The sequence below is a fragment of the Chitinophaga sp. W3I9 genome, assembly GCF_050434025.1.
Lineage (GTDB): Bacteria > Bacteroidota > Bacteroidia > Chitinophagales > Chitinophagaceae > Chitinophaga.
Genome location: NZ_JBNPWC010000001.1, coordinates 6,707,349 through 6,720,721 on the forward strand (window position 1 = coordinate 6,707,349; position 13,373 = coordinate 6,720,721).

At 47.1% G+C, this 13,373-nt stretch carries 13 protein-coding genes and 1 pseudogene; 10 read left to right on the plus strand and 4 right to left on the minus strand.

Annotated elements, in window-relative coordinates; translation table 11 throughout:
• Positions 1–97 precede the first annotated feature (97 nt).
• The 6 genes from QFZ51_RS27165 to QFZ51_RS27190 all read left to right on the plus strand — a co-directional run bounded on the left by QFZ51_RS27165 (position 98) and on the right by QFZ51_RS27190 (position 2,735).
• Positions 98–379 (plus strand): hypothetical protein, encoded by a 282-nt coding sequence (locus QFZ51_RS27165; protein WP_429050566.1) that lies wholly within the window; start codon positions 98–100, stop codon positions 377–379.
• Positions 366–566, plus strand: coding sequence for a hypothetical protein (locus QFZ51_RS27170; RefSeq protein WP_429050567.1), 201 nt, complete (start codon positions 366–368; stop codon positions 564–566). The genes QFZ51_RS27165 and QFZ51_RS27170 overlap by 14 nt, the downstream gene beginning before the upstream one ends.
• Positions 527–799 carry a hypothetical protein gene (locus QFZ51_RS27175; protein WP_429051615.1) on the plus strand — a complete coding sequence of 91 codons (273 nt, stop codon included), beginning with the start codon at positions 527–529 and terminating at the stop codon, positions 797–799. Before QFZ51_RS27170 ends, QFZ51_RS27175 begins: the two co-directional genes overlap by 40 nt.
• Positions 771–1,025: a hypothetical protein gene (locus QFZ51_RS27180; RefSeq protein WP_429050568.1), complete on the plus strand. Its 255-nt coding sequence runs from the start codon at positions 771–773 to the stop codon at positions 1,023–1,025. Before QFZ51_RS27175 ends, QFZ51_RS27180 begins: the two co-directional genes overlap by 29 nt.
• Before the next feature lie 103 nt (positions 1,026–1,128).
• Positions 1,129–1,980 carry an aldo/keto reductase gene (locus tag QFZ51_RS27185; protein ID WP_429050569.1) on the plus strand — a complete coding sequence of 284 codons (852 nt, stop codon included), beginning with the start codon at positions 1,129–1,131 and terminating at the stop codon, positions 1,978–1,980.
• Positions 1,981–2,345: 365 nt separating this feature from the next.
• Complete coding sequence (locus QFZ51_RS27190) at positions 2,346–2,735, plus strand: winged helix-turn-helix transcriptional regulator (protein WP_429050570.1); 390 nt, start codon at positions 2,346–2,348, stop codon at positions 2,733–2,735.
• On the opposite strand, the gene QFZ51_RS27195 is transcribed toward QFZ51_RS27190, so the two are convergent.
• Positions 2,724–3,677, minus strand: coding sequence for a hypothetical protein (locus tag QFZ51_RS27195; protein ID WP_429050571.1), 954 nt, complete (start codon positions 3,675–3,677; stop codon positions 2,724–2,726). The genes QFZ51_RS27190 and QFZ51_RS27195 overlap by 12 nt on opposite strands.
• Positions 3,678–3,783: 106 nt before the next feature.
• Here QFZ51_RS27195 and QFZ51_RS27200 point away from each other — a divergent pair, with 106 nt between their 5' ends.
• The 4 genes from QFZ51_RS27200 to QFZ51_RS27215 all read left to right on the plus strand — a co-directional run bounded on the left by QFZ51_RS27200 (position 3,784) and on the right by QFZ51_RS27215 (position 7,097).
• Positions 3,784–4,725, plus strand: a complete 942-nt coding sequence (locus tag QFZ51_RS27200) for a helix-turn-helix transcriptional regulator (RefSeq protein WP_429050572.1) — start codon at positions 3,784–3,786, stop codon at positions 4,723–4,725.
• A gap of 53 nt (positions 4,726–4,778) precedes the next feature.
• Positions 4,779–5,846, plus strand: coding sequence for a winged helix DNA-binding domain-containing protein (locus QFZ51_RS27205; protein ID WP_429050573.1), 1,068 nt, complete (start codon positions 4,779–4,781; stop codon positions 5,844–5,846).
• 83 nt (positions 5,847–5,929) lie between these two features.
• A complete protein-coding gene (locus tag QFZ51_RS27210; protein WP_429050574.1) occupies positions 5,930–6,733 on the plus strand; it encodes a HipA family kinase in 804 nt (267 codons plus the stop codon).
• Positions 6,711–7,097 carry a DUF3037 domain-containing protein gene (locus QFZ51_RS27215; RefSeq protein ID WP_429050575.1) on the plus strand — a complete coding sequence of 129 codons (387 nt, stop codon included), beginning with the start codon at positions 6,711–6,713 and terminating at the stop codon, positions 7,095–7,097. The genes QFZ51_RS27210 and QFZ51_RS27215 overlap by 23 nt, the downstream gene beginning before the upstream one ends.
• A 207-nt stretch (positions 7,098–7,304) precedes the next feature.
• Here the strand turns inward: QFZ51_RS27215 and QFZ51_RS27220 are convergent, their stop codons facing one another.
• From QFZ51_RS27220 to QFZ51_RS27230, 3 genes and pseudogenes are all read right to left on the minus strand, one after another.
• On the minus strand, positions 7,305–9,776 hold the full coding sequence (locus QFZ51_RS27220) for a glycoside hydrolase family 95 protein (RefSeq protein ID WP_429050576.1): 2,472 nt from the start codon (positions 9,774–9,776) through the stop codon (positions 7,305–7,307).
• A 271-nt stretch (positions 9,777–10,047) separates the two neighbouring features.
• Positions 10,048–12,426, minus strand: a complete 2,379-nt coding sequence (locus tag QFZ51_RS27225) for an ABC transporter permease (protein WP_429050577.1) — start codon at positions 12,424–12,426, stop codon at positions 10,048–10,050.
• A gap of 392 nt (positions 12,427–12,818) precedes the next feature.
• Positions 12,819–13,276: pseudogene (locus QFZ51_RS27230) on the minus strand (DUF6934 family protein).
• Between the last annotated feature and the right edge of the window lie 97 nt (positions 13,277–13,373).

The window sequence follows — 13,373 nt, forward strand, 5'->3', positions numbered from 1 at the left end:
AGACAAAAAAGGCGAATAACATTCCCTTGCAAACAACTAATTATCAACACTTTATAAACGGCATTCAAAATTGGCACAGTAATTTAGCATTATCCATATGACAAATATTGAATCTGAAATTGCTTTGCAGGATAGAAAATTTACTGCTACTATTGAAAAAATAAGAAAAAGAAATTTTAGCAATAACCTGCCGTTCCTGATGCTCTCTGATAAACTACCGGAGGGACAAGGTTTTTATGAATATGCAGATGGTCATATTGAAATTCAAGAAGTTTATACTATTGGTGCTGAAATAGAAACGCGGCTTGTGCGTCGTTTATCAGATCTGGAATCTAATACCATCAGGCAACAGTACCGGAGAGAAAATGGATTACTCTAAGCCAACACTACTAGTCATTTCCGGGCCAAACGGAGCAGGTAAGTCCACACACATTGAATCGATATTACCTTCACTATTTGAAGGCGTTTTACCTTTCGACAGGGACTTAACGCGGACAAATATTGAAAACAACTGGAGAAAGATGGAATGTCACCAGACCAGATCAAAAACCGCTCCGCACAAATGATGGAAGATTTTTTGATTTCTAAAATGGACGAAGCCATTCTTGCAAATCACCACTTTGTTTTGGAAACGCCCTTATCCCATCCTGATTACTGGAAGTACATAGACCGTTTTGAAAACAAAGGCTATCAAATTCAACTTAACTACCTATGTCTCGATAAAATAAAAGATTGTGAGCAAAGAGTGAAAGAAGGTGGACATGCTGTAGATGCAAGGACCATTAAAGGGCGTTTATGAGAAAAATCTGGAACACATCAACAACTATAGCAATACATTTAAGGTTATTTGCCGGTATGACGGAATGATTAAACCTACTTTACTTGTTAAACTGGAAGATAACGAAGTAGTAATGGCTAAAGAATCTTCATTGAAAAAGACCTGGTTAAAGAAAGGACTACCTTCAATTGCTAAGATGGTGGCAGATTATCTGCATGCCCAGCTTAAAACTGTGAAAAAAAATTAATATCCTGTCCCCTCATTCTTTGATTTATACAACTCTTCCTGTTATTTTCACAATTTCCGGATCAGCCGTTACCCCTACCTTTGATCCAGCAAATCATAAAAAAATGGAAAAAACACAAATATCTCCCGCCGCCACCTTTCTTTTAGGAGGCGAATTCAATATTAACCGTGTGGGTTACGGCGCTATGCAATTAACCGGCAACGGCGTATTTGGCGATGCAGCTGACCGTCCCAATGCCATTAAGGTATTACAACAAGCGGTGGCTTCCGGTGTGAACTTTATTGACACTGCGGCGGCTTATGGTCCAGGGACCAATGAACGCCTCATTGCGGATGCGCTGCATCCCTATCAAAAAGGCCTTATTATCGCTACCAAAGGTGGCTTTCAGCGCCCCGGCCCCAACCAGTGGGTACCTGATGGCCGCCCGGAATGGATTGCTAAAGACATCGACAACAGCCTCAAAAATCTGAAGACGGACATAATAGATCTCTGGCAGTTGCACCGCATTGATCCTAACATCCCGGTAGAAGAAACCCTGGCGCCGGTAGTAGCAGCAGTAAAAGCCGGTAAAATTAAACATGTGGGGCTGTCTGAAGTAACTATTGAACAGATCGAGCAAGCAGAAAAAGTAGTGCCTGTTGTGTCTGTACAAAACCTGTACAACCTCGGTAACCGCCAATGGGAATCCGTACTGGATTATACCACTGAAAGAGGCATTGCGTTTATTCCCTGGTACCCACTGGCTTCCGGTCCGCATACCCTGGAAGAAAAGATCAGCAAAATTGCTGCCCGCCACCATGCCACCACGGCGCAGATTGCACTGGCCTGGCTGCTGAAACGCGCCAGCAACATCCTGCTGATACCTGGCACCAAAAGCATTGCCCACCTGGAAGAAAACCTTAAAGCAGGATCGATCACGCTCTCTGACGAGGACTTCGATGCGCTGAGTAAATAAAACGCGGAGGTTGTCTTGAGCACTGATTACGCTGATTTTACTGATTACCCGGATTTTTACTTTTTTGATTTTCTGGATTTTATTAAAATATTCAGGGAGATACGAGCGAATATATCCGCTTATATCTCCCTGATCCTTTAAAATCAAAAAAGTAAAATCAGTAAAATCAGCGTAATCCTGAGAAAGACAAAATTCGCCGCGATCTTCGCTTACTTCTCCCCGAATCTTTTTAAAATCCAACCTGATCCAATCCTTAAAATCAGCATAATCAGCGTAATCAGCGCTCAAGACAACCCCCGCGAATTTATTTCGAAAACTACTTACCTTTGGTTACTGCTAACCCAGGGAAGTTAAAATATATGCAAATGGATAAAAGACATCATCCTTCAGCAGAAGTATGTGCTGCCTCGCTCGCAGCAGTGGGAGACGCCATGTATGCCATTGGCGGCAAGTGGAAACTGAAGATCATTGTGGCTATGATAGATCACCGCAGGCGGTTTAATGAACTGCAGCGTTTAGTGGAAGGTATTTCGGCAAAGGTATTGTCGAATGAACTGAAAGAGCTGGAGCTGAATGGTTTTGTGAAAAAAATACCGGTAGCCGGCAGTCAACTTATGGAGTATGAGCTGACCGATTACAGTGACACCCTGGGAGATGTGCTCCATTCATTAACGGTATGGGGCGCCATGCACCGGAAAAAAATCACAGGGCGCAGCCTGAAATTGCCTGCCCTGGAAACGGCATCAGTTGATTAACGTAGCTTTCACCGGCAGCTGCAGCTGGTAGCCTTTGCTGCCCATGTATACATATCTTTTCACGGCCGTAAACCGTATTTTCTTTTTGCCTTTCAGCAGGCTTTTCACTTCATCCGGAAGCCCGTCGGTATCCGTGGCAGTAGCGGTTCCCTTAAAGGTGATTACAATATCGCGGAAGTACTTTTTATCGCCCGCCGGCACCGTATACTCACTGCTCCAGCTGGATAACCCTTCCTCCGCTCCGACTTCTGTTCGTTCTGCGTTGTGAGCAGCCATTACCTGCTGATAGCCGCCATTGATTCCGGCAACCAGGAAATAATCGCCATAGTATGGACCACCTGCAGGTCCGTTGCTATGTTTAATCATAAACGCATACTGATCATCGCCTATCAGCAGTGGCTTTGGCGTGGGGCACTTAGAAAAAGCGCCGTACGCCTGGATAGCCGGTTGAAACATCCTTAGTTTCCAGCCCTCGTCGGTGAGTACAAACTTGGCAAGGCCGAGGAGTCCGCCGGTGAAACGCGAAGTCTGGAAACCTTCTTCATCAAATACCGAATGGTTAAAACTGATCACCTTATACTGTAAGCCTGTGGCATCTTTAAAATCCATTTCATTGATCAGGCGGGTGGCCACGCCTTCGGGGTAAGGAAATACAGGGTTGCCGTCTTCATTTACATCCGGGTAAGGTTTGGGTTTACAGGTTTTGCATTCCCAGTTGATCAGCTCATTCCGGTAACTATCTTTGGTGAGATTGTAATATTTTCCGGGGAACAGTTGCAGCAGCGCTTTCTGTGCATTAAAAGTACCTGCCAGTAACAGGGTGCGGTTCTGTAAAATGGTATCGGGGACATTCTTCTTTTTCAGGTACTCATCCGACTGTGCAAAACAGGCGGCTACCCATCCGGCCAGGAGGCATACCACAACAAACAAACGTTTCATCATAACTTTAAGCTATTATCTGTGCCGGCAAAGGTAGTATTCACGGCGCAAAAACGATATCCCGGGAAATCAGTAATTTAGTTACTTCAACCTACAACTGATTCCAACAATGAACCGCTTCGACCGATTAACCGCTATTCTCATTCACCTGCAATCCAAAAAACTGGTGCTGGCCCAGGAAATTGCCGACCGCTTTGATGTGAGCCTGCGTACGGTGTACCGCGATGTACGATCGCTGGAACAGGCCGGGGTGCCTGTTATCGGCGAAAAAGGACTGGGATATTCCATTATGGAAGGCTATCGCCTGCCGCCGGTAATGTTTACCGAAGAAGAAGTGATTGCCTTCCTGATGGCGGAAAAAATGCTGGAACACCATGCCGACCTGCAAAACAGCGAACGCTTTAAAGGCGCGATGTTCAAAGTAAAAGCTGTACTGCGTAATGCACAGAAAAAATTGCTGGAAGACCTGGAAGAAAACATTGCCGTTAAACATAAGGTATCTGAACATAATCACCTGCTCAACGACACCCTTCCCCTGCTCATCAGGGCAATAGGTGAAAAGAAAGTGCTGCATATCCGGTATGCCACCGAAACCGGTGTTAACGAAAGGGACATAGAGCCCATTGGTATTTTCCGGGAAAACGGCAGCTGGAATGCCATCGCCTTTTGTACCACCTCCAAAAAATATCATCCTTTCAGAACAGAGCGGATGCTTTCGGTAAAAGATACCGGCCGGCCATTTCACCAGGAACACATCTCCCTGACGGAATACCTGGCAAACAAACCTAAAAATAACGGGCAGTCGTTCCCGGTAGTGATCAACGTGCATAACGATATGGCCAGGTATCTTACGGAACAGAAATATAATTATGGCTTTAACAGCGAGAAAGCAGGCAAAACCCACACCCGCATGGAGTTTGAAGCGCCCTGTATACAAGCATTTTCCCGCTGGTATATCACCTTCGCTGACCAGGCAGATATTATTTCACCAGCTTCCCTTAAAACCCTGGTAAAAGACCGTTTGCGGGAGATGCTGAAAAAAGTTTCCTGACCCGTTTTCTCAACTGACATACCGTTGTCACACCCCACCGGTAATTTTGGGATATGAACAGCTTGCAGATCATACAACACCGGCTGCATCAGCAGCAGCTCCTCCATTCCCGGTTTACCCGGCCTGCCGACCTAGTACGCTGGATGGGCTGCATCCAGGCGCAGGATTATGCAGGCGCCAAATGGGCCATCGGGAACCGTATTAAAGGCAGCACCGACGCCTCCATTGAAAAGGACTTTAACGAAGGAAAGATCCTGCGCACTCATGTACTGCGCCCTACCTGGCACTTTGTGGCGCCGGAAGACATCCGCTGGATGCTGCAACTGACAGCGCCTAAAATAAAAGCCTTTAATAAACGGCTGCATGTAAAACTGGGCATCTCCGACAAAGACCTGAAACGCAGCAGCGCCATTATTACCAAAGCGCTCAGCGATCATACCTACCTTCCCCGCACAGCCCTTCTTCCGCTGCTCGCCAAAGCAAAGATCAACACCGATGATATCCGGCTCGGATTTCTCCTGATGGATGCGGAGCTGGATGGACTTATCTGCAGCGGCCCAAGGCAGGGAAAACAATTCACCTATGCCTTGCTTGCCGACCGTGTACCCGCCACCGCGGCGCCCGGCCGGGAAGAAGCCATCGCCCGCCTCACCCTGTGCTACTTCAGCAGCAGGGGACCTGCTACTATCCAGGACTTCCAGTGGTGGAGCGGGTTAAATATATCCGATATCAAAACAGGACTGCAGCTCAACAAAGCACAGCTCACTCATACGGTCGTCAACGGCCAGGCCTATTGGTTTACCGGCGGCACGCCACTGACTAAACGCACCACTCCCTCTACCTTGCTCCTGCCCTGGTACGATGAATACGCCGTGGCCTACAAAGACCGCAGCGATATCCTCCCGGCCGAACATCAATCCACCGCCGGTTATGGCATCTTTAAGCCCGTAGTAGTGATCAATGGAAAAATTGGTGGTATCTGGAACCGGAAAGAAGGGAACCGGCATATTGCACTTACCACACAACTGGTTTCTCCCGGCAAGAAAACAACAGTAGACACCGCAGCGGCTGCCTATGCGGCTTTTATGGGAAAGGAGCTGCAAAGCGTAACCGCTATATAAAAGCCCTGTGGCAAAAGTGCCTGATATTTGGTTACTTTGTTTGACTATAGACTCATATTAGAAAACGATAACCAGATTATCAGATGATAGACGATATTCAACTTCAGCTAAGAACGGTGAATGTAACCCGCTACGTAACGCCGTTACGTGAAGGGGGTTCGCTGCCGGCCATCGCCGAAGCAGACGACGGATTCCTGTATGCCCTGAAGTTCAGAGGTGCCGGACAAGGCGTAAAAGCGCTCATCGCTGAACTAATAGGCGGTGAACTGGCCAGGATACTCAAACTGAAAATACCGGAACTTGTATTTGCCCATCTCGACGCCGCCTTTGGCCGTACAGAACCCGACGAGGAAATACAGGACCTCCTGAAAAAAAGCGTGGGCCTCAATCTTGCCCTGCACTATTTATCCGGCGCCACCACATACGACCCTACGGTAAATACCATCGATGCTTTAACTGCATCGAAGATCGTGTGGCTCGACTGCCTCCTGACCAATGTAGACCGTACTGCCCGCAACACCAACATGCTCATGTGGCGCAATGAACTATGGCTTATTGATCACGGGGCCTCGCTCTATTTTCATCACTCCTGGCAAAACTGGCAGGAACAGTCCCTCCGTCCCTTTGTACAGGTAAAGGATCATGTGCTGCTGCCACAGGCAAGTGAACTGGAACAAGTAGATGCTGCCTTCAACCTGATCCTCACACCGGAACGGATACGCGCCGTTGTAAACATCATTCCCGAAGAATGGCTGCGCAGCGACGACAGCAACGATGTTACACCGGAAGAAAGACGCCAGGTATATTTTGAATTTTTAACAAACCGGATCAGCCACTCCGGCATTTTTGTAAAAGAAGCACAACATGCAAGACAATCACTTATATGAATACGCTGTAATACGGGTGGTGCCAAGCGTAGAGCGGGAAGAGTTTCTGAATGTTGGTGTTATCCTCTATTGCAGGCAACAAAAATTTTTACGGGCGGTATATGCATTAAACGAAGAAAAATTACACGCACTTTCTCCTGAAACAGATGTCAACACCATCCGCCCCTACCTGGATGCCTTTGTGGAAATTTCCAACGGCAGCAAAGCAGGCGGCCCGATCGGGGCACTGGATATTGCCAGCCGCTTCCGCTGGCTAACTGCCACGCGCAGCAGCGTGGTGCAAACATCGAGGGTACATCCCGGTTTTTGCAGCGCCAATGCGGAAGATACGCTGATGCGGTTGCACCGGCAGCTGGTGCTTTGAGCGGATTTTGTCTTTCCCGCTGATTACACTGATTATACTGATTCAGGGGATTTGATCACTTTTGATTTAAAAGATTTGGGGAGATATAAGTGGATATATTCGCTTATATCTCCCCAAATCTTTTAAAATCCTTTATAAAATCCAAAAAGTAAAATCAAGCAAATCAGTATAATCAGCGTAATCAGCGAGGAAAGACAACATACGCGCTTATTGCCTTACAAAAGTATACGTCTTTCCTGCCTGTGTATCCAGGTCGTATAATATTGTCTGGGGCAACGGCAGTTCTTCTACCTTAGCTTTTTCACTCACCAGGGCCGGAGCTGTTGGTGTTACTTCAAAGAAAGGATTGGTTTGATCACCACCGGCTGCTTTCAACTGTCCGTTTTCCCGGAGCGCATTGGGTACGCGGAGACGGCAATTGCCACCCAGCGTGGAACGGATGGTGATTTTACTGAGCTGACCATTTTCCCATACCATCTCCCGGATTTCAAAACCGCCCCGGGCACGCAGGCCGCTCACACGCCCGTTCTTCCAATCGTCCGGAAGCGCCGGCAACAAGTGGATGGAGCCATCCTGGCTTTGCAGCAGCATTTCACAGATCCCTGCGGTGCAGCCATAGTTCCCGTCGATCTGGAAAGGAGGATGCGCATCAAAAAGATTGGGGTAAGTACCGCCGCCACCATACTTTACATTACTTACGTCCACCGGGGTAAGCTGGTCTTTGATCAGCTTCCAGGCATGATTGCCATCCAGCAAACGCGCCCAGAGGTTTACCTTCCAGCCCATCGACCAACCCGTGGACACATCACCACGTTGCAGCAGCGAAGTACGTGCAGCGCTGAACAAAACAGGCGTGCGGTAGGGAGAGATCTGGTTGGCAGGATACAAGCCAAATAAATGCGACACGTGACGGTGCTTGTCGTCCGGATTATCCAGGTCCTGCAACCATTCCTGCAACTGGTTATGCTGGCCCACCTGCATAGGCGGTAAGCGTTTCCGGGCGGCTTTCATTTTTTCCACCAGCACTTTATCAGTTTGTAAGATTTCAGCAGCATGGATGGTATTGGTAAACAGATCAAATACCAGTTGATTATCCATGGTGGCGCCTGCCGCAATGGATATGCCGGGGTAGGCTTTTGGGCTATTTTCCGGCGACATGGAAGGCGATACCACCAGCCACTTATGCACCGGCTCTTCTACCAGAAAGTCCAGGTAAAACTGCGCCGCGCCTTTCAATGCGGGATATACTGTTTGCAGATATTTCTTGTCCCCGTTAAACAAATACCTTTCCCATGTGTGCCGGCTTAACCAGGCGCCTCCCATTGGCCACATAGCAGAATAAATCCCGTCTACCGGGCCTGTAATACGCCACAGGTCAGTGTTATGATGAGCCACCCATCCGCCGGCGCCATACATCACTTTTGCCGTTTCCCGCCCGGTAACAGATAGGTCCTTCACCATTTCTATCAGTGGCTCATGCATTTCAGAAAGGTTTGTTTCTTCCGCAGGCCAGTAATTCATTTCTGTATTGATGTTGATCGTATACTTACTTCCCCAGGGTGGATTCATGAGCGGGTTCCAGATGCCCTGCAGGTTTGCCGGCTGGCCACCCGGTTGAGAAGCAGCTATCAGCAGGTACCTGCCAAACTGGAAATACAATGTTACCAGCTGCGGATCGTTGCCGTTCCTGAAATCCCTTAACCGGATATCTGTTGTATTTTTGATAGAATCGGTAGTTCCTAAATCCAGTTGTACGCGGTTAAAAAAGTGCTGGTAAGCCGCTATATGATCTTTCAGCAGACCTGCGAAATTCTTTGGCCATACCTTCGACATATACGCCGTGGTGCGCTTTACTTCATCGCCGCTAATGTCGGCGTAGTTTACAAAGTTGGTGGCAACAGACACATAGATGGTTACCGCATCAGCGCTGGCAACACTAATGGCGCTACCATTGGCGGAGGCTTTACCACCGCTGGTTTTAAACCTTACCTGCGACTGGAATTTCACTTTTCCCGGTACACCTTCTCTGTCTCCGCTGATACCGGATAACACCAGTTCATTATTCCCGCTGGTAACTACATTCGATTTTTGCTGGCTCTTCATGCCGGCGTTAAAAGTAATGCTGCCGGGCTTACTGGCAGTAAGCTGAATAATTATCGCCTGATCCGGTATAGAAGCAAATACCTGCCTGGTATACTTTACGCCGTTTACCGTGTAGCTGGTAGCGGTTACCGCTGTTTGCAGATCCAGTTCCCGCGCATAACCGGTGTATTGCTCATGACCGGGAAAAACCAGTTCCAGGTCTCCCACCGGCTGATAACACATGCCGTTGATTTTTTCTGACTGGATATTTTTTGCCGCCATCTCGCTGGCCTCTTTCATTTTACCATCGAAGATCAGTTGCCTGATTTCCGGCAGTGCAGCCAGTGCATGGGGGTTATCATTGCGGTTGGGACTTCCGCTCCAAACCGTATTTTCGTTTAGCCGTATCAGTTCGCTTCCGGGATTGCCATACACCATAGCGGCCAGGCGACCATTGCCCACTGGTAATGCGGCTTCCCATATTTTGCCCGAAGGCTTGTCGTACCTGAGTTTCAGTTCTGTGCGCTGCGCCAATGCAGGCAGCGATGTTAGCAATGCTATAACGCAAACGGCTATAGTGTGTTTGTTCCTTCGCATGAGTTTTTGTAATTAAGTGGAATTTTAGCTACTCCGGACTGTTTTCTTTCAAAACGCCGGACTGATCATTGGGGCAGACGCATTTTTTGAAAAATGCGGCGGCAAGGAACAAAATACAAATTATAATTGGCTGTGCACCATCGAAAATAATGGCAATTTTCTTCGCCTTTGTTTTGCCTTCAGGGGGCATTTCCAAACGCGTTAATTTCCCAGGAGCAGGGCGCTCATGATAAGATGATAAAAATTTTCCGGAACTGCCGGTATGGGGATGCTATTCTGCCCGCATGCTTTTCACCGGATCTGCCAACGCGGCTTTCAGCGCCTGGTAGCTGATTGTGCCAATGGCAATGATACCTGCAATGATGCCCGATACGGCGAATACCCACCAACCAATACTGATCCGGTAGGCAAACTCCTGCAGCCATTTGTGCATAAAATACCAGGCTACCGGTGTGGCTATAACAAAGGAGATTAATACCAGTTTAAGAAATTCTTTTGATAACAGGTTCACGATATCTGTAACAGATGCTCCCATTACTTTGCGGATACCCATTTCGCGGGTACGTTGTATGGCGCTGTAAGAAGCCAGTCCTAGTAAACCAAGACAAGAAATAATAATCGCCAGCAGGGCGAAGTCGAAAAAGAGTTTACCAAAACGTTCTTCGGCGCGGTATTGCCTGTCGAAGAATTCGTCCAGGAAATAATAACTGAAAGGCCGGTTAGGGATCAGCGTTTTCCACTTCCGTTCAATAGCGGCGATGGTACCTGACAGATCACCGGGGGCTACATTCACAGACACCACTTCGCAATCCTGCGGCTCCATCCGGATGGTAAGCGGCTTAATATCCTGCTGCAGTGAGCGGAAATGAAAATCCTTTACCACACCTATAATAGTGCCTTCATGGCCCCATTGCCGGTAGCCCCTGCCAATAGCTTCATCGGGAGTGGCGTAGCCAAACAGCTTTGCGGCCGCTTCATTGATCACCAGGGCATGGGCAGAGTCGCTGCCATAGTCGCGGGAAAATCCGCGTCCGGCAACTATCTTCATTTTATATTGCTGCAAAAAATTATAATCCACGGAATACAGGTCCAGGTTGGCCACCTGCATATCGCCTTGTTTGTTCTGAATTTCTGAGTAAGCGCCATTGGTTTCCCCGCCAGGGATACCTGATGAAATGGTAACGGAATTTACTTTTGGAATATCTTCAATAGATGTCCTGAAAGTGTGTTTCGCCGGGTCGCCATGTGTATCGATCACCAGCACCTGGTCTTTGTTAAAGCCCAGGTCTTTACTGTGTATATAATGCATTTGCAGGTACACCACAATAGTGCCTGTGATCAGTGCAATGGAAATAGCAAATTGTGTTACCACCAGTCCTTTGCGGAGAAAAATGCCTCTGGTACCGGTAGAGAACCGGCCCTTCAATACCGTTACCGGTTTAAAGGACGACAGCACCAGCGCCGGGTATACACCCGCCAGCAAACCTATCCCTATGGCTGCCGCCAGCAATGCCCCGATGTACCAGGCATTGGCAAACAAACCGGTGCTGATCGTTTTACCCGCCAGCAGGTTAAAGGATGGCAGCAATACTGCAAACAATATAATAGTGAATACAAATGCCATTAAACACAACAACACGCATTCGCCGATAAACTGCCGGATTAGCTCCGCACGGGTGGCGCCTACTACTTTACGTACACCAATCTCTTTCGCCCGCTCTACCGACCTCGCAGTGGTAAGATTGATGAAGTTAATACAGGCAATAAACAATATAAAAATGGCAATAACGGAAAAAATGTACACATTGGTTATACTGCCATTCTCAAAAGAGGACCGGTCGGAATGCAGGTAGATCTGCTCCAGCGGTTGCAGTAAAACGGTATAGAGCATTTTGGCCTTTCTTCTCTCGTCGCCATTATGCCGCTCTATAAAATCCGGGAACTTTGCCGCAAGCGCAGCAGCGTCTGTATTAGGTTTCAGCAGCAGGAAAGTAGTTGCGCCGAAATTGCCCCACGAGTCATCGAGGCGCGGATTTCTACTCACCAAAAAAGACATCGACACCAGCATATCTGCTTTGATCAGCGAATTCTGTGGCATGTCTTCCATCACGCCGGTGACTGTGACCGGTACCAGCTCGCCGGTGAGCTGCACGGTTTGTCCTACCGGATCTGTATTCCCGAAATATTTCTTAGCAGCTGTTTTACTAAGTACCACAGCGTTCACATCTCTCAGCGCTGTAGCCGGGTTACCATAAATAAGTTTGAAATCAAATACCCGGAAGATCGACGAATCCGCAAACATGGAATGCTCTTCCTGGAAACTCAGGTTACCTTTCTTCACCAGCAAATTAGCGCGGTTTAGCCGCGTAAATGCTTCTACCTCCGGAAAGTCGTGCTGCATGTTCGGCCCAAACGTCCATGGCGTACTTCCGCTTTTTATCATTTCGCTGGGCGTTTTTATGTCACAGATAACGCGGTAGATACGGTCTCCCTTACTATGAAACTTATCATAGCTAAGTTCAAAATGTACATACAGGAAAATGAAGAAGCAGGCAGTAAGACCAATAGTGAGGCCCATTACATTGATAAAAGAAAAAACTTTATTTCTCCAGAGATTGCGCCAGGCAATTTTGAGATAGTTTTTAAACATCAGCAGGAAATTGGATTTTGAAAGATATCTATCTCACGGGACCGCGGACTTGACTGCGAAGAAAATGCCAGTGACGAGGGGTATTAGAATCAGGCGGAATTGAATGTATTAAAAATATAATTTGTCCGGATTTAAGACAGGGGGTGTTCGGAAATGGACACAGGTAGGAATATGCTCTAATCTGAAGAAAGTTGCATTATTTAACGTATAATTCTTTGGGAAGCCCCCATTTAATAATGGCAATTCTTGCGGCTTCCAATTTTTTGATAAAAAAGTCTTCTTTGCTGTAATCTCTCATAGCAGTACAAACCCTGATATTTGAAGGTATATTTTTCTTCTTTCTTACATACTTTAAAAACATAATCAAACATTTGTTATCAACAAAAATAAGACTATTTCCGAATTACCAGAAATGCCTCAAAATTAACCCCTGATTCAAATACTTCCCATTCTCCTTCAATGCGGCCATAAATCCAAAACAATGATTTAATTGTATCCAGGCGGGCATTGATCCCCATTTGATACAGTCTCGTTTTCGCCGGAGAACTGCCCTCTGCATAGACAGGTATTTTTCCATGCTTTCTGTAAACGAAATAATTGTGGAAGCAACGGTTGCAAGCACTTTATCCCTGTCATTATTATTAGAAACAATGCCGTCATCAATTCTTTCCTCCACTTCGTTCCAGTCACCAAATGCCAAATTCCTTACAGCAGAACCATCGGGTAAAAAAATACCAGGAATCTGCTCATAATTTACAACCTTTCTAATGGTTCTGTTCGGACCTATGCTATCAAACGTAAAACTACTGAATTGAGAATCAGCAGTACATTCATACCTCTCCAAATTCATTCAATTTAATGACATCCCTTAGTAAATTTCAAACAGTTCGACCGCCGCCCGGCGCAGATCCAATAGCTCCCGCCTTTCACAGGTTCTTATGGGTTAA